This window comes from Allobosea sp. 05T433 (assembly GCF_056396065.1).
Window position 1 is genome coordinate 99,265 of the sequence record NZ_JBFTKS010000017.1, and the last position, 17,815, is coordinate 117,079.

At 64.5% G+C, this 17,815-nt stretch carries 16 protein-coding genes; 5 read left to right on the plus strand and 11 right to left on the minus strand.

Annotation, left to right across the window (positions count from 1 at the left end; genetic code table 11):
• Positions 1–381 precede the first annotated feature (381 nt).
• On the plus strand, positions 382–978 hold the full coding sequence (locus tag AC1DGP_RS22240; protein WP_441505676.1) for a TetR/AcrR family transcriptional regulator: 597 nt from the start codon (positions 382–384) through the stop codon (positions 976–978).
• A complete protein-coding gene (locus tag AC1DGP_RS22245) occupies positions 975–1,898 on the plus strand; it encodes a haloalkane dehalogenase (protein WP_441505677.1) in 924 nt (307 codons plus the stop codon). Before AC1DGP_RS22240 ends, AC1DGP_RS22245 begins: the two co-directional genes overlap by 4 nt.
• On the opposite strand, the gene AC1DGP_RS22250 is transcribed toward AC1DGP_RS22245, so the two are convergent.
• Positions 1,895–2,728 carry a DUF3108 domain-containing protein gene (locus AC1DGP_RS22250; protein WP_441505678.1) on the minus strand — a complete coding sequence of 278 codons (834 nt, stop codon included), beginning with the start codon at positions 2,726–2,728 and terminating at the stop codon, positions 1,895–1,897. The genes AC1DGP_RS22245 and AC1DGP_RS22250 overlap by 4 nt on opposite strands.
• Before the next feature lie 264 nt (positions 2,729–2,992).
• Here AC1DGP_RS22250 and rpmB point away from each other — a divergent pair, with 264 nt between their 5' ends.
• Positions 2,993–3,280: a 50S ribosomal protein L28 gene (gene rpmB, locus AC1DGP_RS22255; RefSeq protein WP_113516050.1), complete on the plus strand. Its 288-nt coding sequence runs from the start codon at positions 2,993–2,995 to the stop codon at positions 3,278–3,280.
• A gap of 166 nt (positions 3,281–3,446) precedes the next feature.
• On the opposite strand, the gene AC1DGP_RS22260 is transcribed toward rpmB, so the two are convergent.
• The 7 genes from AC1DGP_RS22260 to AC1DGP_RS22290 all read right to left on the minus strand — a co-directional run bounded on the left by AC1DGP_RS22260 (position 3,447) and on the right by AC1DGP_RS22290 (position 10,957).
• Entirely contained in the window at positions 3,447–4,454 is a 1,008-nt protein-coding gene (locus AC1DGP_RS22260) for an esterase-like activity of phytase family protein (RefSeq protein ID WP_476832534.1), read from the minus strand.
• A complete protein-coding gene (cobT, locus tag AC1DGP_RS22265) occupies positions 4,451–6,346 on the minus strand; it encodes a cobaltochelatase subunit CobT (RefSeq protein ID WP_441493210.1) in 1,896 nt (631 codons plus the stop codon). The genes AC1DGP_RS22260 and cobT overlap by 4 nt, the downstream gene beginning before the upstream one ends.
• Before the next feature lie 25 nt (positions 6,347–6,371).
• Positions 6,372–6,728 carry a GFA family protein gene (locus AC1DGP_RS22270; RefSeq protein ID WP_441505680.1) on the minus strand — a complete coding sequence of 119 codons (357 nt, stop codon included), beginning with the start codon at positions 6,726–6,728 and terminating at the stop codon, positions 6,372–6,374.
• Between the two features lie 13 nt (positions 6,729–6,741).
• On the minus strand, positions 6,742–7,725 hold the full coding sequence (gene cobS, locus AC1DGP_RS22275; protein ID WP_069878864.1) for a cobaltochelatase subunit CobS: 984 nt from the start codon (positions 7,723–7,725) through the stop codon (positions 6,742–6,744).
• 171 nt (positions 7,726–7,896) lie between these two features.
• Positions 7,897–9,045 carry a glycosyltransferase family protein gene (locus AC1DGP_RS22280; protein WP_441505681.1) on the minus strand — a complete coding sequence of 383 codons (1,149 nt, stop codon included), beginning with the start codon at positions 9,043–9,045 and terminating at the stop codon, positions 7,897–7,899.
• Complete coding sequence (locus AC1DGP_RS22285) at positions 9,042–10,298, minus strand: glycosyltransferase (protein WP_441505682.1); 1,257 nt, start codon at positions 10,296–10,298, stop codon at positions 9,042–9,044. Before AC1DGP_RS22285 ends, AC1DGP_RS22280 begins: the two co-directional genes overlap by 4 nt.
• Positions 10,295–10,957, minus strand: a complete 663-nt coding sequence (locus tag AC1DGP_RS22290; RefSeq protein WP_441493206.1) for a class I SAM-dependent methyltransferase — start codon at positions 10,955–10,957, stop codon at positions 10,295–10,297. Before AC1DGP_RS22290 ends, AC1DGP_RS22285 begins: the two co-directional genes overlap by 4 nt.
• Positions 10,958–11,041: 84 nt before the next feature.
• On the opposite strand from AC1DGP_RS22290, the gene AC1DGP_RS22295 reads away from it, so the two are divergent.
• Entirely contained in the window at positions 11,042–11,587 is a 546-nt protein-coding gene (locus AC1DGP_RS22295) for a hypothetical protein (protein WP_441505683.1), read from the plus strand.
• 3 nt (positions 11,588–11,590) lie between these two features.
• On the opposite strand, the gene AC1DGP_RS22300 is transcribed toward AC1DGP_RS22295, so the two are convergent.
• The 3 genes from AC1DGP_RS22300 to AC1DGP_RS22310 are packed head-to-tail and all read right to left on the minus strand — an operon-like array spanning position 11,591 to position 16,645.
• A complete protein-coding gene (locus AC1DGP_RS22300; protein ID WP_441505684.1) occupies positions 11,591–13,444 on the minus strand; it encodes an adenylate/guanylate cyclase domain-containing protein in 1,854 nt (617 codons plus the stop codon).
• 16 nt (positions 13,445–13,460) lie between these two features.
• Positions 13,461–13,910, minus strand: coding sequence for a cyclic nucleotide-binding domain-containing protein (locus AC1DGP_RS22305; protein ID WP_441493203.1), 450 nt, complete (start codon positions 13,908–13,910; stop codon positions 13,461–13,463).
• Positions 13,907–16,645: an ABC transporter transmembrane domain-containing protein gene (locus AC1DGP_RS22310; RefSeq protein WP_476832535.1), complete on the minus strand. Its 2,739-nt coding sequence runs from the start codon at positions 16,643–16,645 to the stop codon at positions 13,907–13,909. The genes AC1DGP_RS22305 and AC1DGP_RS22310 overlap by 4 nt, the downstream gene beginning before the upstream one ends.
• 195 nt (positions 16,646–16,840) lie before the next feature.
• Between AC1DGP_RS22310 and AC1DGP_RS22315 the strand changes: the two genes are divergently transcribed.
• Entirely contained in the window at positions 16,841–17,788 is a 948-nt protein-coding gene (locus tag AC1DGP_RS22315) for a polysaccharide lyase family 20 protein (protein WP_441505685.1), read from the plus strand.
• Positions 17,789–17,815: the final 27 nt, after the last annotated feature.

The window sequence follows — 17,815 nt, forward strand, 5'->3', positions numbered from 1 at the left end:
CGAAATTAAGCTGCGGAACGAGTCCTGAACGAAGCAAGCCCGAATCGCTGACTCCGGCAGAATCGGGATTCGTTCACGGCCAGATATCGCGGAGACGGCCGCAAGTACCACTATATCTGGAATCGTGACACGAGCTTGATCCACTCATTTTCGCGACCAGCGTAAACGGCCGGGCGCCGACAGTCCTCCGCGCTATTTATGTCGTGCTCACGGCGAAACGAGGGGCCGCCGTGTGATTTCTGCGTGCGCAACGGCGTGGAACCAGCCTGAGCCATCGCCTCAGCGGGCCGTTCGGACGAGACCCGCCTCCCGTCCGACACCTTGGCGATCGGGCGTTTCCCGGAGTGTTGACAATAATACGTACGTACGTATTCTACCTTCATGAGCAAGCCATCCCTTCGTGAAAATCTCCTCGCCGCTGGCCGCGATCTCCTCTGGAAGAGCGGCTATTCCGCCACCGGCATACGCGAGATCGTCGCTGCAGCCGGAGCGAGCCCTGGCTCATTCACCAATCATTTCGGATCGAAGGAGGAATTCGCCGAGGAAGTGCTCGATCGCTATTTCGCCTATGTCGGCGGCCTCGTCGATGAAGCCCTGGCCGACCGCTCCCTGCCCGCAGCCGCGCGGTTGCGGCGCTATCTGGACGCGATCACGACCAAGCTCGAAACCGCCGATTGGTCGCGCGGATGCATGATCGGCAATTTCAGCGTCGAGACCTCTCCCAATAGCGAACGGTTGCGGCAGCGACTCTCGGAGATCTTCGTCCTTTGGCGAGAGCCCTTTGCGGCATGCATCGCCGAAGGCCAGGCCACTGGCGAGATCGCGACGGATTTCAGCGCCGACGACCTCGCTGATTTCCTGCTCACCGCCTGGCAGGGCGCGATCCTGCGCATGAAGGTCGATCGCAGCCCGGTTCCGCTCGAACGCTTCAAGGCCATCCTTTTCGCAACGCTGTTTGGAAGAAGGGCATCGCCATGACCCAGTCACCTGGATTCGCATCCGAATGGCTGCGCCGGGAGATTCCCGTCCTCGGCTCGACCATGTCCTATGTCGAGGCCGGCTCTGCGGGGCCGACCGTACTCTTCCTGCACGGCAACCCGACCTCCTCCTATATCTGGCGCCATATCATTCCGCACGTCGCGCCGCTGGCGCACTGCATTGCCCCCGACCTGATCGGCTACGGTCAGTCCGGCAAGCCGGACATCGCCTATCGCTTCACCGACCAGGTCCGCTATCTCGACGCCTTCATCGCTGAACTGGGCCTCGGACGGATGGTCATCGTCGCCCAGGACTGGGGCACGGCACTCGCCTTCCACCATGCCTCCTGTAACCCCAGCGACATGATCGGCCTGGCCTTCATGGAATTCATCCAGCCCTTTGCAAGCTGGGATGCATTCCATCAGCGGCCGCAGGCGCGTGAGCTGTTCAGGGCGTTCCGGACGCCGGGACAGGGCGAGAAGCTGATTCTCGAGGACAATGTCTTTATCGAGAGGGTCCTGCCCGCTGCCGTCCTGCGGGCCTTGAGCGATGAAGAGCTGGATGCCTATCGAGCGCCGTTTCCAACGCCCGAATCGCGCAGGCCGATCCTCCGACTGCCCAACGAGCTCCCCATTGCGGGCGCCCCGGCCGATGTCCATGCCATCAGCGAGCGCGACCACGCAGCATTACGTGCGTCCACCTATCCGAAGCTGTTGTTCTGCGGCGATCCCGGGGCGCTGATCTCTCCGGCCGAGGCGGATAGGTTCGCGGCGGGACTGCATGATTGCCGCCTGATCAATCTCGGCCCCGGCGCGCATTACCTGCAGGAGGATCACCCCGGTGCAATCGGGACGGCGCTCCGTGACTGGCTGGGTGAGATTACTGCAACGACGAAAGCGAGTGAACGCGCTGCGGCTTAGTTCTGCCGCGCGGCCGTGGTGGTGGTCGGATCGACCCTGAAGCTCGAGGCCTCGATGACCGCCGTCCCGATCATGGTCTTCACCGAGATGCGGATCGGCACCATCACATTGGTGCCGTTGACGGGGGCGAGCCAGGTGTTGATCTCGCGATTCTCGGTCATGAACTTGGTGCTCGGCCGCAGGGCGCGATGCCCTGCGATCGGCACATACCGCGCCTGGCAGATCGTGACCGGGCCGCTATAGCCTTCGAGCTTCACCTGCCGCGAACCGGAATAGCTCAGCTTGATGTCATAGCGCGCAGCGCCGTCGAAGATTGGCAGCGTCCGGTTGCAGGCGGCACCATTCCCGCCCTTGCCCTCCACGGGCATCAGGAAGGCGCTGATCGGATCGACCACATTGCGCTTGTGGCTCTCGTTGAGCGGCACGCGATCGGGCTTGTCGTCGATCGGCGGCGCAATATCCACGGCCTGCACCGTGCCGCCGTCGAGCGCCATGCGCACAGTGCGGCTCTCGCTTGAGTTCGCCGACGAAACCGCGAAGGTCGCAGGCGACAGGCGCCCGCCATGAAGATTGCCGGTTGCGGCACCTGAGCCGCGTCCGCCCGTGAAGCTGCCGACCAGGCCCGTCATCTTGGCGACGATATCGAGCTTGTAGCTGCTGCCGTCGATGCCGCCGCTGAGATGGGCGGTGCCGAGCGTCAGGCCGAGCAGGGAGACATCATATTTGGCCTCCAACGAGGTCGCCGCGGCCGACGACGCTCCAAAGCCGGAGGCCAGGGCCAGCGCAGCGAGACCAAGTCCGGCCAGGGACGACGCGATGGCGGGCTTCATCCAACTCCTCCGGACGGCATGCTTCGCACCGGCATGCACTGCGAATCGGTCCGAATCGTGACCCCTTTTACCGAATTTGGCGAGTGGCAATGCCGCCACGCTGCGGCCGCCCCGATCGTGCTATGGAATCAGTCGCGGTCCTTGACGCAGCAGCCGGCCTTGGCTATAGACCCGCGACTTCAATTTGACTTCCGGTGCTCGTGGGCCGGCACGTCGCGTGTCGGCATTTTTGTTTGAGACAACCGGTTCCAAGGGAACGATATCATGGCTCGCCGTTGCGAACTGACCGGGAAAGCCACCCTCACCGGGCACCTCGTCAGCCACTCGAACCGCAAGACGAAGACCGTCTTCCGGCCGAATCTCGTCAATGTTACGCTCCGTTCGGACGCGCTCGGTCGCTCCGTGCGCCTGCGTGTCTCGGCGAACGCCCTGCGTACGGTCGATCACCGTGGCGGACTTGACGCCTTCCTGGTCAAGGAGCCGGCAGGCAACCTCTCGACCGGCGCACTCACGCTGAAGCGTGACATCGAGAAGAAGCTCGCGACCAACTGAGCGCGCGGCTCCTTCACGGAATGAATGAAGCGGCCGCAAGGCCGCTTTTTTCGTTTGCATAGGACGCAGTGGCCAGCCCCGTATCATCCGTTCTCGGTGCTTGATCGCCGGCACATTCAGGACTTGTGCTCGCCGCAAGAGCGAGCTTGAAGTCACGCTCGTCCCCTTATCCCAACTCGAATTCCAGCAGCACGGTGCGCTGCAGGAAAGAGAAGTTGTCGTCCGAGATCAGGGTCAGAATCGTCCTGCCATGATCCTGATGGACGCAAAGCCCTTCCATATTGTCGATCTCCTGGCCGAGATCGGCCTCGATCAGGGAGGGGCCGTCAAGCATCGCACCCGGCCGGAGGCTTGCGCCGGGAACGCGGCGAATCCGCATGCCGACACCACGCAGAGGCTTGTACCAGCGCTCCAGCAGAAGCATGTCTCCGCCGGGCAGGAAGGCCAGATCGGTGATATCGAAGCCGCYATGGCGCCGCACCTGAAACAGGCCGGGCTGCCGCCCCCCGATGATCACGCCGAGTGTCGGTTCGTCTTCCCCGCCCGAGCGCTCGGCAATGGCGACGAGCGCGCCCGCAAGCGGCTGCCCGGCGGGAACGACACCAATCGCCTCCAGCCCGCGATTGCTCGGCAGGCGCTTCACCTCGCGCGGTACCGGGACGATGCGGGCACGCGCTTCGACTCCATACCGCGCCCATTCGAAACGCAGGACGTCATGCGTCCGCTCGACGCCGATATAGGCGACGCCATCGGCGATCGTCAGGCTCTCCGTGTCGAAATAGCGCGAACGATGCAGCGGCCGCCCGGAGGCGCCGAGGATCGGTGCGAGTTCGGCCTGCTCGAAGCGAACGATCCGCCCCTTCTCGGAGACAGTCTTCGCCGTCAACCAGAAGCCGTTATCGGTGATCGCAACCAGATCGACGCCGTTGCGCGAGCGCCAGAGGCCGGAAAACCCGCCGAAGCGCGGATGGTCGCCGCGCAACACCAGCCCGCCCCGGAAGCTGAGCTGGCCGAAGTGTGTCTTGCCGGGATTGCGCGGCTCGAAGGCATCGAAGCCGCGCACGCTGATGGTGAGCTTTATGCGGCCCGGCTCGATGCTCTGAGCCTGAGCGGCAGGCAAGCCCAAGCTGGCGGCGCCCAGCCCCTGGAGGACGCCGCGTCTGGTCAGCCTCATTGCATGCGACGAGAAACCGGAGCCTTGCCGGTGGGGCCATCCTCCTCGAAGAGCTCGGCCAGCTTCTCCGTCATCACCCCGCCGAGTTCCTCCGCATCGACGATGGTGACGGCGCGGCGATAGTAGCGCGTCACGTCATGGCCGATGCCGATGGCGATCAGTTCGACCGGCGAGCGCGTCTCGATCTCGGCGATGATATGGCGCAGATGCCGCTCGAGGTAGTTGCCGGCATTGACCGACAGCGTCGAATCGTCGACCGGCGCGCCATCGGAGATCACCATGAGGATCTTGCGCTGCTCGGGCCGCGCGAGCAGCCGCTTATGGGCCCAGTCGAGCGCCTCGCCGTCAATATTCTCCTTGAGCAGGCCTTCGCGCATCATCAACCCGAGATTCTTGCGAGCCCGGCGCCAAGGAGCGTCCGCCGCCTTGTAGATGATGTGCCTGAGATCGTTCAGCCGGCCCGGATTGGCCGGCTTGCCGGATTGCAGCCAAGCCTCGCGCGACAGCCCGCCCTTCCAGGCACGCGTGGTGAAGCCGAGCAGCTCGACCTTGACGCCGCAGCGCTCCAGCGTCCGCGCCAGGATGTCCGCGCAGGTCGCGGCAACCGTGATCGGCCGGCCGCGCATCGAGCCGGAATTGTCGATCAGCAGCGTCACGACCGTATCGCGGAAATTCGTGTCCGATTCCTGCCGGAAGGAGAGCGGCTGGAACGGGTCGATGATGATCCGCGGCAGGCGCGAAGGGTCGAGCGAACCCTCTTCGAGATCGAACTGCCAGGACCGGTTCTGCTGCGCCATCAGGCGGCGCTGCAACCGGTTGGCAAGCCGTGCCACCACGCCCTGGAGATGGGCGAGCTGCTTGTCGAGATAGGCCCGCAGCCGGGTCAACTCCTCGGCGTCGCAGAGCTCCTCGGCCGTGACCGTCTCGTCGAACTTGACGGTGTAGGGCTTGTAGTCCGTTTGCGGCCGGTCGTTCTGGCGCCCCTCGCGGGGGCGCGGCGCCTCGCCCGCCTCCTCGGATTCAGAGGAATCGTCCTCCTCGTCCCAGTCGCCGGCCGGAGCGTCGGTCGCTTCCGACGCGCCCTCCTGCAACTCGTCGGTCGCATCCTCGCTGACCTCGACCTCCGAGCGCTCGCCGCCGCTTTCCTGCTCGGCCTCGCCATCCTGCTGCTGCTGATCCTCGGAGGACTGGTCCTGGTTGTCCTCGTCCTCTTCCTCGTCCTGGCCCTGCGAACTCTGCTCGGCCATGTCGAGTGAAGCCAGCATATCGCGAACCGTCCGCGAAAAGGCGCGCTGATCCTCGACCGACTGCGACAGCCGGTCGAGATCGGCACCGGCCTTCGCCTCGATCACGTCGCGCCAGAGATCGACGATCTTGGTCGCGGCCTGCGGCGGCTTCAGCCCCGTCAGGCGCTCACGCACCATCAACGCCAGTGCGTCTTCCAGTGGGGCGTCGGCGCGATCGGAGATTTCCTCGTAGCGGCCACCGCGATGATAGCGGTCTTCCAGCATGGCGGTGATGTTGCCGGCCATGCCGCTCATCCGGCGCGAGCCGACGCATTCGACCCGGGCCTGCTCGACGGCGTCGAAGACAGCGCGCGCCGCATCGCCCTCCGGCGCGGCGCGKCGGTGGATCGAGGCGTCATGGCAGGCGAGCCTGAGTGCCATCGAATCCGAGTGGCCGCGCAGGATCGCGACATCCTGGACCGTCAGCTTGCGCGGCGGTTCGGGCAGACGGGCTCGTTCGCCAACGAGCGATGGCTTGTCCGCCGCGAAGACGATTTCCATCTCGGGCTTGCGCGCGATCGCCTTCATCGCACCGGAAATGGCGCGCTTCAGCGGCTCGGCTGGTGCTTCCTTGGGCTGACCCGGCTTACGATTGGAGATGGACAAGGCGGAGCCGTCCTTTGACTTGATGCTAGCGCGAGCGCCCGTCGAACATCGTCGAATCGAGTTCGGCGGGCTCGACACCCTCGAGGCAGCGTACATTCACCGCGACCATCGGCGTGCCGTCCGGCATCGAGCCGCGAGCGAAGGATTCGATGCCGCAGGTTTCGCAGAACAGGTGCTGGATCTTCTGCGTGTGGAAACGGTATTCGGTCAGCGCATCCTCCCCCTTTTCAAGGGTGAAGGCCGTCGCCGGCGAAAAGGTCAGGATCGAGCCGCGACGCTGGCAATAGGAACAGTTGCAGGTGATCGTCCGCTCGAGGCTTGCCTCGACCGTGAACCCGACCCGCCCGCAATGGCAGCTCCCTTGATAGCGCGCGCTCGCCATGACCCGTTTCCCCTCAGCTCAGAACGACGTTGACCGCGCTCTCCGGCAATTCCTTGCCGAAGGAGCGCTGGAAGAACTCCGCCACGAGCGTGCGCTCCATCTCGTCGCACTTGTTCAGGAACGTCACCCGGAAAGCGAAGCCGATATCGCCGAAGATCGCGGCATTCTCGGCCCAGGTGATGACCGTGCGCGGGCTCATGACGGTCGAGAGATCGCCGTTCATGAAGGCGTTGCGTGTCAGGTCGGCGACGCGGACCATCTTGTTGACGATGTCCTTGCCCTCGGGCGAGGCCTGATAATGCTTCGACTTGGCGAGCACGATCGCGACTTCGTTGTCGTGCGGCAGGTAGTTCAGCGTCGTCACGATCGACCAGCGGTCCATCTGGCCCTGGTTGATCTGCTGGGTGCCGTGATAGAGGCCCGACGTGTCGCCGAGGCCGACCGTGTTCGCCGTGGCGAACATGCGGAAGGCAGGGTGAGGACGGATGACGCGCTTCTGATCGAGCAGCGTCAGCTTGCCGGACTGCTCGAGCACGCGCTGGATCACGAACATAACGTCCGGGCGACCGGCGTCGTACTCGTCGAAGACGAGCGCGATGTTGTTCTGCAGCGCCCAGGGCAGGATGCCGTCCTGGAACTCGGTGATCTGCTTGCCTTCCTTCAGCACGATCGCGTCCTTGCCGACGAGATCGAGGCGCGAGACGTGGCTGTCGAGGTTGACGCGCACGCAAGGCCAGTTCAGGCGGGCCGCGACCTGTTCGATATGGGTCGATTTGCCTGTGCCGTGATAGCCCGAGATCATGACGCGTCGATTATGCGCGAAGCCCGCGAGAATCGCGATCGTGGTGTCACGGTCAAATCGGTAGTCGACGTCGAGATCGGGCACATGGGCGTCGGCCTGCGAGTAGGCCGGCACTTCGAGATCGGAGTCGATCCCAAAAGTCTGGCGCACCGACAGCTTCATATCGGGAAGGCCCTGGGCAATCGTCGTCGTCATTGTCTTGTCTCCGGGCGCAGAACAGTGCCGGGCGAACCACCGGTTGTCCCACTGCCGACCGAAAGGGGAGGCGTACGAAACCTAATTAGTGCGAAAGCGTCGGAGCGGCAATTCGCAAACCGCCGCAACGGCAATACGCAGGAGGCATGTCGCAAAAGACATGCCGAGCGTTCAGGCGCGTTCGGCCAGCAGCTTCGCAATGATCGCGACGGAGGTTTCGGCCCCTGCCCTGTCGATCGTGAGCGGTGGGGGCGCATCTGCCCCCAGCATCTCCGTCACCGCTTTCTCCAACCTGTTCGGTGTCAGCGAATCAGGTCCGGTCAGGCGCAGACAACGTGCGAGGCCTGCATTCTCCATCGCCTCGGCGCGGATCGCCTGCTCGGTCTCGTTTCCGGCATCGAAGGGCACCACGATCGCCGGCCGCCCGGCGCGGACCAGGTCTAGCACCGTGTTGTAGCCGGCCTGGCTGATCGAAAGCGCACAGCCTGCAAGCAGCCCGGGGAAATCCGGTCTCGCACGTTCGACGCGGACATGCGCCGGCGCCTTGCCCTCCAGGTCGGCGAATTCCTCTGCGCCGATGCCCTGACCGCCAAGGATACGCCAGCGCCTGCGATTGCCCATCAAGGTCGCGGTCGCGATGGCGAGCTCGAACAGAGGCAAGCCAGCAGCCGAACCGCCTCCGGACACCACGATCTCGCCAGGCTCCAAGGGAGCGGCGCACTCCTCGGGGCCGGTCAGGTAACCGGTATAGCGCAGCTTTCGCGCCAGCTCTGGTGCAACCGGCCAGGACCGCTCCAGCGGCAGGAAGGCTCTGTCGCCATGGACGAGGACCGCGTCGAAATGTGCCGCGATGCGCGCTTCGGCCTCACGGATGCGATCGGCGCGCGGCGTCACCAGGACATCGCGCACCGAGGACAGGACCAGCGCCCGTGGATTGGCCGCCGCCGCCACGCCGATGAGGCCCAGAAACTCATCGCCCAATTGTCGGCGTCCGAACGGAAAATGCTCGGTAATGACGACATCGGGCCGGTGCTGCGCCGTGAGATCGCAGAGCGTCTTCCGGCGCAAGGCGCGATAGTCCTGCGAAACCGGTCTCCCTTCCGGGTCGAGCAGGTTCCGGAAGTCAACACCCTCGACCTTGACCGGCGGCAACTGGGCAAAGGTGAACGAACCGTCCGGGACGGATCGCGGCGCGGCCCCGCCACTGACCAGCACGGTTTCGAATCCGGCGGCCCCAAGGGCACGCGCAAGATGAGCGGCCCTGACAAGATGGCCGCTGCCGAGGAGGTGCGTGACGGCGATCAGGACGCGGGGCGTCATGATCGCCGCCGGTTCGCTGCGTCCAACAGCATCGCCTGGACCCGGTCGAGTCCCGCCGCTGCCGAAAACTCCTGCGCCAATCTCTGGAAGGCGGCCTCCCCAAGGGCGACGCGCCGTGTCGGGGACGACGCGAGATCGGCCAATTGCCGCGCCAGTGCCTCCCGATCGCCCGGCGCCACGAGCACACCTTCGACGCCTTCGCGTACGAATTCGGGAATGCCCGCGAAATCGGTCGCAACGATCGGCAGGGCTTGGCTTGCGGCCTCCATCACGACATTGGGCAGGCCATCGCGATCGCCATCGCCCGCCTGCTTCGAGGGCAATACGAAGAGATCCGCATCGCGCAGGGCCGCAATCACGTCCTGCTGAGCCTTAGGCCCCGACCAGATGACCCGCTCCGCCAGTCCGAGATTCGCGGACAACGCCTTCAGCGCAGCGAGCCTTTCGCCGCCGCCGATATGGGTCAGCCGCCAGTGAAGCTCTGCCGGCAGCGCCGCCAGAGCTGCGAGCAGATCGTCGAAGCCCTTCTTCTCCACCGCCCGACCAATGGTGATGAAACGAACCGGATCGGCAGGGTCGCGACCATCGCGCATGATCCGCGCGACCGGAGGCGCGGGAAACCGCGCCAGGTCGAGCCCATGATAGAGCAGAGCGACCTTGTCGGTGCGATCCGCAAGCCGCGTCAGCTCCGCATGTCCATCACGAGTGCAGGTGACGCCCCAGGCTGCGTCGGCGATCTTTTCGCGCTTCTCCCAGTCCGGTGTCGTCCAGATATCCTTGGCATGGGCCGAAAATGACCAGCTCAAGCCACGCAGCAGCGCCGCGTATCGGATCACCGAGGCCGGCGTATGCAGATAGTGAACGTGCAGATGGTCGATACTCCCCGGGAGTTCCCGCGCCATCACGCAGGCCTGGCCGAAGCGGCGCACCCTGTTACGCGTCGGATCGCGGGCAAGATCGCGCAGGAAAACCGGCAGGAGCCGAAGGAATCCTGGCCGGAACAGAGCCCGCCCGATGCCGCGCAGCACACGCCCCGGCTCCTCGTGCAGATACTCCGGCAGGTATGTCACGGGCGCCGTGATCTGCTTGTGCATGAGGTGGCGTGCGCCATCCGTCGGCTGACGCAGCGACCAGATCGAAAAAGGCAGTGCGCGCTGCTGCAGGCCCAGCAATTCCTGTGCGATGAACGTCTCCGACAGGCGCGGATAGCCCTTCATCGCAATCGCGATCCGCGGCTCCTTCACCTCGCTCATCGCCGGCCGATCAGCATGAAGCGCGTATAGTTCCTGCCCGGCAGCGCGCCGGAAAAATGGATCTCGGACAGTCCGACCTGCTCCTTGAACGCTTCAAGACTGGCGACGCAGCTTTTGTGGTCCGGCTCGCGATAATAATCGTTCGACTGCAACAGCACCGGCAGACCGGGCGGCAGCGATGCGACCCAGCCGGGCACATCGGCCAGATGCTCGCAGCTCGTGTTGATCACCAGGCCGGGCCGCTCGGGCTCCCTCGTGAAATCAAGCTGCATCATATCGGCAGTGACAGCGCCGAAGCGCTCTTCCGCGACATGGCGGCGATTCAGGCGTTCGGCGATCTCCGCACACGCGGGATCGCGGTCGAGGCTGACCACCCTGCCGAGGTCGAGCCGCGGATCATCCAGCAACAAAGCGCCGAGCACGCCATACCACGCCCCGAGCACCCAGACCGGCCCCTCCGGTCGCGGCAAAGTCTCGGCCAGCGCATCGACCAGCCAGCGCTTGGACGCGATCTGCTTGTGGTTGAAGGCGATCCAGAGTTCCGGCGGCATCCCCTGGCCGATCAGCCGCGCGAGATCGGCCACGACCCTGTTTCCGGTCAGGGCTGCGACACCGCGCAGAATGTCGTAGAAGGCGTCCGAAGGCGTGTCCGTGGTCATGCCATATCGCGAAGGGATGGGATGAATTCGGCCGGACCATATGCAAGCCCGGATATAAAGGCCAGTCACGAGAATGACGGCGCAATGGCCCCTTCGGGAACCTTGTTGCCCCATCTCGCCGGCCCCGGCGCCTGCTTGAGACAGGTGCTCGCCGCGCACGCGGTGCGGCACTGCCCGCATATCGTGGAGATCGGGGGCGCCGGGCTGCCGATCACCGGCTTTCTCACCCATTCCCCGCAATCGGTGACGGTGATCGACCCGAAAATACCGGCTTTCAAAGCAGATATACTGAACGGAAAGCCCTGCACGGTCCTGCATCGGGCCGCCAAGCTTCAGGCCATCGCGCTTGCCCCGCCGAAGCCCTATGCATTGGTGCTGCTCGGCCTGTCGCTCAAGCCCTTCGGGGGAACCGCGGCGACCCCGCCCGAACTGCTCGCCCTTGCGGAAGCAGCCGAGACCCTTGTGATCGACTACGCGCTCGATCTGGAACGCGCCTGCGGCCAGATCGGCGCGATCACGGCGACGCGGCCGGCTCCGCCGCTTATCGATCTCGCCATGACGATCGACGATCCGGCATTGCGCAGCGCCGGATACGACCGCCGCCGCTTCCTGGTCTATGGCCCGCCCTGAGCCTCAGACGTCCTGATTTTCGGGCTTCTGGTCAGCCTGCGTCTTGGGGCGCCGCCCAGCCGGATTCGCGGGGGTGGGCGTCTCGGTGGGAGCCCGCTGCTCCCCATTGCCAGCATCCTGCGTCGCGCCTTGCGTCGCCACTGCGCTGGCGTCCACCGCGTCAGCCTCATCCGCAGCGTCGATGCGTGGCGTCCTGGCGAAGCCATAGGCCGCCATCGGCGCATCCCGGCCCTTGATCATCACCTTCAGCGGAACGGCTTCGGCAAAGCTCCGGCCGGTCACTGCAACAGTCGTCTCCGAAACCACGATATCGGCGAGAACACGCCGTGTCGCGGCCTCGAACTGGCTCGCGATCGCCACCGTCTCGCCGACCGTGATCTCATGCCGGCCGAGGCTGTCATTCTCGACCGCGCCGACGACAGCCTGGCCGGTATGGATGCCGATGCCGATCCGCAGCGGCAGCGGCAGGGCCGCGCTGAACTCACGATTCAGGGCGTCGACCGCCCGCACGATGTCGCCAGCAGCCGCGATCGAAGCCAGTGCCGCCTTGGCCGGGCTGGCTTCCAGGCCGAACACCGCCATGAAGCCATCGCCATAGAGAGCATCGATGCGCCCGCCATGAGCGATGATCGCCTGCGCCATCTCGTCGAAGAAGCGATTGAGCAATCCGATCAGCTCATGCGGCAGTTGACGCTCCGACAGCGCCGAGAAAGCGCGCAGATCGGCCACCATCACGGTCAGGCCGCGCCGGGCAATGGAACTATCCAGTTCGACGGCTCGTATGGCCGATCCGAGTTTGGATGCGAGCAACAACTGCACCTGCAGGTCGTCGCGCGGTCGGATCTGGCAGGCGAGGCGGACACGCGGCGGCGCCGAAATCCGACGCAGCAGCTTCGCCTCGTTCGGCCCTGGCGCCGGAAGCCCATCCGCACCATCGAGGACCAGCACGCGGCAGGTGGCACAGCGCGCCCGCCCACCGCAAAGCGCCGCATGCGGAATATTGAAGCGCCGGAACAGCTCAAGCACGGTCGGGCCGGGCACGACCTTGCGCACGCCATGGCCGACGAAGCGCACCGTGATCGCACGGGTCGTCCGCACCCGGAACTCGCGAAACGCAACGAAGATCGCGAAGGAGCCTACGAGCCCGAAGAAGCCACTCTTCACCCACATCTCATGCCAGTTGGACATCGCCGACCGGGCGTCGTTGCGTGCCTCCGGCGGCAGGGCCATTTGCACGGCCTCGCGCGCGGCGACGGAGAAGCCGATCAGGGCAAGAACCGGAATGAGGATCGCGACCAGAAGAAAGGGATCGCGCCACCGCGCATAGCTATCCCGGCTGCGCAGGATGAAGTGCAGGCCGATCATGCCATGCGTCCAGACCAGGAGCAGGAGCAGCGACTGCGCCAAGGCGTGCCCGGGCCAGAGCCGTCGCAGCACCGCGTGGTAGCTCTCGTCGATATGGAAATAATGCCCGATGATCCGGGTGCTGACGATATGGTCGACGAGCAGCAGGGGGATGGCGAGGCCCAGCGCGATCTGCAGGATTTCGCGCACCGGCATGCGGAAGGTCCGGCGCTGCGCGACTCGCACCAGAGCAAAGAGCGGGTGAACGATCAGAGCGCCATAGAGCGCGACGGTTCCCGGCCAGGAATGCCAGACAGCGTAGCGCCATTCCTGCACCTGCTCCATCGCCGCAACACCGGCGATCCCAACGGCATGGTTGAGGAAATGGGTCGTCGCGAAGACGAGCAGGACGAACCCTGACACCAGGCGGATATCCCGGCTCCAGGACGAAACCTGGCTCATGCCGGCATCGAATCCAGGCGAACGCTTCGTGCCGGTCTGCGGCAGACTCATGAGTTTTCCCGTGTCCTCAATGGACCTTCTCGCTATGCAGGACGTAATTGGCCAGTCGGTACAGGCGCGAGGCCAGATCACGTGACAGCGCAACGCTGAAATCGGGAACGGTGCCGAGCAGTTCGAAGAACAGATCCTTCGGCAGGCGGAGCGCGCAGACCTCGGTCTTGGCGACAGCTTCGCCGAGATAGGCCTGGTCGCTCAGCATCGGCACGTCGCCGAAGATGCTTCCCGTCTCGAACTGGAAGCGCTTGGCGGGGCGTTCACCCTCCATGTGGAGGAGCTCCACCTCTCCCTCCAGGATGAAGTAGACGCCTTGCGGCCTCTCTCCTTCCCGGATGATGACGGTCCCCGGCTCGAAATGCAGGCGTTCACCCATCAAGGCCACAAGCTTGAGCCGTGGCGCCGGCAGGCTGCGAAAGAGCGGTATGCTCCGCAGGCAGGCGATATCGCTTTCGAGCGTCATTGTCGCACCTCTACCCCCTCGGCGACCCGCAACGGAGATGAAACGGCCCGATGTTCCGTTTCGTCCTCGCCATCGCTGTCGCCGTCTTCAATCACGCCGAAGGATCCGTTGAACACGAGCCTCGGCGAAATGTCCCTGGCGAGACTACCATCACCAAGAAGTAGAAACAGTGTCATGCCGGCACAATGCTTGCGCAAGCGGCTGATGATTTCACCACCCTTGTTTGTCGTGGCAAGCAGCGCACTCGGATCGAGAATCGCGATCTGCGGCGTCTTGATCAAGGCTTGGGCGAGTGGGATCGCGAGCCGGATCCGGGCCGGCAGATAGCGGCCACGCAGCCCGCAATCGGTGTTGAGTCCGACGCGATAGAGCGAGCCGTCCAGACCTGCGCGAGACAGCGCCGTTCGCATGATGTCGGCAACCTTGCGGCCGGCATCGCTGATGCCGAAGCCGATGCGCCCGAACAGAAGATTGTCGCGGATGCTGGCCCCATCCATGACGCGGTCCGGGTCATAGAAATCGACCGAACTGGCAGCATCCGCCGGCAAATGGGCCTTGAAACTTGCCCGCGCACGCAAAATCCGCCGCCGCAGGGCATCGTCCAGCAAGTTGAGGCGGTGCTTCGGTTCGATATAGCCGAGCGCGAGCGCCATCAGGTTTCGCTCCGTTTCCGGATCGAGCGGGCTGCGCATATCGTGCTTGGCAAGAACCGAGGCCAGGCTCTTCAGTATCTCGAGGTCGAAGTTCGTGCCAAAGGAATACCTTTCGAACAAGGCATGGCCGGCCGGCAGTCCCTCGAAGATCTCGACCACCGTCGAGACGATGCGCGCACCCACTTCGACGAGCGGCTCGATCAGCGCTTCGGCCTGCATCAGGGCGCGCGCATAGGGCTCCGCCAGCAGGGTATCATTGGCGAAACGCGCCCCCTTGCGCGCCCCGAAGATCAGGTTCTCCGCAATGGTCGCGTTGGCATTGTAGCGTTTGGGATCGAATGTCTCGACCAGTCCGGCAAGCTTGCTCTTGGACAGTTCCGCCGCCACGACCTTGCGGGCTTCGGTGATCCTGTCGATGATCGACTGGTCGAGCGGCAGGACGACCTTGCCGTCCAGTCCGAGCTCGTAGACGTCCTCGTCGCAGCCAAGGACCTCCAGAATCCGCTGGACATGCGCTTCAAGCTCGGCGGCGTCGGCGAGCCCCACCCCTTCATAGTCGGTCCAGTCGGCCGCAAACGAGAAGGGCGTATTGCCGGAGCGGACCGCTTCGATCAGCCGCCTGTGCTCTTGCGGCGTGATCGGTTCCTTTGGCTTCAGGCTCGGCCGCCGGCGCCTGAGGGGCAGCAGGATGTTGTCGCGCAGCGTGCCGTTGATGATCTCGACCTCCTGGCCGGCATAACCGATCAGATGGCTTGCCTTCTCGACCGAAAATCGCGCGAGGCTGGCCCTGTCGATCAGGACCCGTCCCGAATAGGACATGATCTGGCGGCCTAGGATGCGGCCGAAGACGTCGCGCGCTCCCCCCGGCGGCCCGATGACGGCAACGACACTGGGACGAGGCACCTGAAACGACAAGGGCGCCAGCAGCGGCTGGCCGCGGTTATCGAGCATCTGGACGCTGTCGAGCCTGATCTCGCCCTTGTCGGGCAGGTTCGAACAATCCTCCTCCTCGTCGAGCACCATTGTCTCGTCAGGGTTGAACTGGCCGACGACCTGTTCGTACTTGATGGTGACGTCGTTGCGCTGCTGATCCCAGTCGATCAGTTCCTTGATCGGCGGCGGCAGATCGCGATAGGCCGCGATCACGGCAACGAGCTGGCCGATATCGAGCCGGCCCTGCAGGGCAAAATAGCCCCCGACTGCGTAGAAGAAGAATGGCGTGATCTGGGCCAGCAGGTTGTTGAGGAACTTGACCGCGAATTTGCGCTTGTAGAGCGCGTAGCGGATGTCGAAAAGGTTGCCGAGACGCCCGGCAATATCCGACTGCATATAGTTGGTGACGCCATGCCCCTGAATGGTCGGACCGGCATCCACGATCTCGCCGATCCTCCCCGCGAGCAGGCGCGATGCGATCTGCCTTTCGCGGCCAAGCCGTAACTGCTCCCGCCGCAGGATCGGGATGATGATCGCCTGGGCGATCACGATGAACAGTGCGATCGAGCCCAGCCAGACGCTTTGCACCATGATGAAAACCAGCGCCGTCAACGCCTGGCTAAGCAGGAAGACCGGCTGGATGAAGGCATCACCGACGAAACCGCCGATCGGCTCGACCTCGTCCTTGATCATGCTTGCCACTTCGGCCGGCTTGACCGCCCTGATATCCTCCGGCTGGAAGCGCATGAGCTGGCTGAACAGGTCGTAGCGCATGCGCCTCAGCATCCGCTCGCCGAGGATGCCCTTGCGCACGTTGATCACGTATTTGAAGACGCCGTTGATCAGCACCAGCACAAGGAAATAGAAGCTCAGCCCGAAGAGCAGCCCGAGCTGGCCGACCTGGAAGCCGTCGAACAGGTGGACGCTGCCGCCGCCGAAGATGTCCGGCCAATGCAGCGTGATGTCCATCAGCGTCGCGCTGGTCTGGCCGTCCTTGAAGGCTCCGCCCTGGATCGCATCGTTGACGATGCGCTTCGGCACGACGAACGAGGCCCAGTTGAATGGAATTGAGGCAAGGATGATCAGCAGGACGACGATCTGTTCGCCACGGCTCTTCTGCCAGATGTAACGAAAGAGGTTCGTCTCCAAGGGACGTCCTGTCTGGCGAACCGGATGGTGCACCGCTTATTGAGTTTCGCGTCATATGTGTGTCAGTCACGGCCCTTGCGCAATGTCGCAATGCGGCATGCCCACGGCTTGCTTGGCGCCCGGCCGCATGTTTCGATCACAATGCGCGGAGGAACGACGATGCGGCTGAGAGGTGTCGGACGGCGGTTGGCAGGGATGTCAGGGATTGCCCTGCTCGCGCTGACACCGCCGTCATTGGCTGCGGCACAGGACGGATCTTCGCTGTTCCTGAGGGATGCTTTCGATGCCGGGCGCTTCGCCCTCGAAGGCGGGCTCTATTATAAGGACAATGCCGAACAGCGCGCCGGACAGGTGACATTTCAGGAGAAAGGCGCCCTGGATGGCAGGGGCGCGCTCACCCTGTCGGTCAAGCCGCTCTGCGCGAAGGGCGCGCGCAATTGCAGCGAAAGGGCCGAGGTCTGGGAGAAGCCCGAGGTCCTGGCAAGCTACGATCAGACGGTCTGGCACGGCTTCGCCATGCGCCTCGACGATCCCGTGCCGCAGGACGATGCCCGCTATGTCATGGCGCAGTGGAAGCGCCAGATCACGCCCGGAGCAGAGGGAGATTATTCGCCCTTTCTGGCGCTCAGGCTGTTTCAGGGGCGGCTTGGTGTCACCGTAGAGACCGACATGATCGAGGTCTTTCCGATCGGCGGCGCAGAACGCCCAGACGGCTGCCTCCCCGGAGAGGCCCTGGCCGTGAACCGTCGTGTCGCGCGGCAGACCCGCGCTCTGGTGGCGCTTGAGACCGGCAGCACGCGGGCCGACTACCCCGCCTATTTCAATGCCTGCGCGCCAGGAATCCAGGTGACCCATCACGCCGGGCTGCCGCCTGCTCGCGCGGGCTGGATCGACTTCGTTTTTCGCTCGAGCCCCGGCCCGCAGGGCAACGGCCATGTCGAGATCGTGGCGAACGGCCGACACGTCGCCACGATCAAGGGCCCGATCGGCCATCGCGGCCCAGGCCTCGGAAAGAAGCAGTATTTCAAGTTCGGACCTTACCGCGCCGCCAACACAGGCCCGTGGAGCGTAAGTTACGACGATTTCCGGCGCGGGCCGCGTTGCGCGGATGTCATCCGGAACGGGCAATGTCCCCCGGAATGAGCGCGCGCAAGACAGAGATTGGCAAGA

Bases quoted from the DNA above. Each gene is read 5' to 3' on its own strand.
- AC1DGP_RS22240 (WP_441505676.1), top strand. From the start codon at position 382: ATGAGCAAGCCATCCCTTCGTGAAAATCTCCTCGCCGCTGGCCGCGAT.
- AC1DGP_RS22245 (WP_441505677.1), top strand. From the start codon at position 975: ATGACCCAGTCACCTGGATTCGCATCCGAATGGCTGCGCCGGGAGATT.
- AC1DGP_RS22250 (WP_441505678.1), bottom strand. From the start codon at position 2,728: ATGAAGCCCGCCATCGCGTCGTCCCTGGCCGGACTTGGTCTCGCTGCG.
- rpmB (WP_113516050.1), top strand. From the start codon at position 2,993: ATGGCTCGCCGTTGCGAACTGACCGGGAAAGCCACCCTCACCGGGCAC.
- AC1DGP_RS22270 (WP_441505680.1), bottom strand. From the start codon at position 6,728: ATGGCGAGCGCGCGCTATCAAGGGAGCTGCCATTGCGGGCGGGTCGGG.
- cobS (WP_069878864.1), bottom strand. From the start codon at position 7,725: ATGACGACGACGATTGCCCAGGGCCTTCCCGATATGAAGCTGTCGGTG.
- AC1DGP_RS22280 (WP_441505681.1), bottom strand. From the start codon at position 9,045: ATGACGCCCCGCGTCCTGATCGCCGTCACGCACCTCCTCGGCAGCGGC.
- AC1DGP_RS22285 (WP_441505682.1), bottom strand. From the start codon at position 10,298: ATGAGCGAGGTGAAGGAGCCGCGGATCGCGATTGCGATGAAGGGCTAT.
- AC1DGP_RS22290 (WP_441493206.1), bottom strand. From the start codon at position 10,957: ATGACCACGGACACGCCTTCGGACGCCTTCTACGACATTCTGCGCGGT.
- AC1DGP_RS22295 (WP_441505683.1), top strand. From the start codon at position 11,042: ATGGCCCCTTCGGGAACCTTGTTGCCCCATCTCGCCGGCCCCGGCGCC.
- AC1DGP_RS22300 (WP_441505684.1), bottom strand. From the start codon at position 13,444: ATGAGTCTGCCGCAGACCGGCACGAAGCGTTCGCCTGGATTCGATGCC.
- AC1DGP_RS22305 (WP_441493203.1), bottom strand. From the start codon at position 13,910: ATGACGCTCGAAAGCGATATCGCCTGCCTGCGGAGCATACCGCTCTTT.
- AC1DGP_RS22315 (WP_441505685.1), top strand. From the start codon at position 16,841: ATGTCAGGGATTGCCCTGCTCGCGCTGACACCGCCGTCATTGGCTGCG.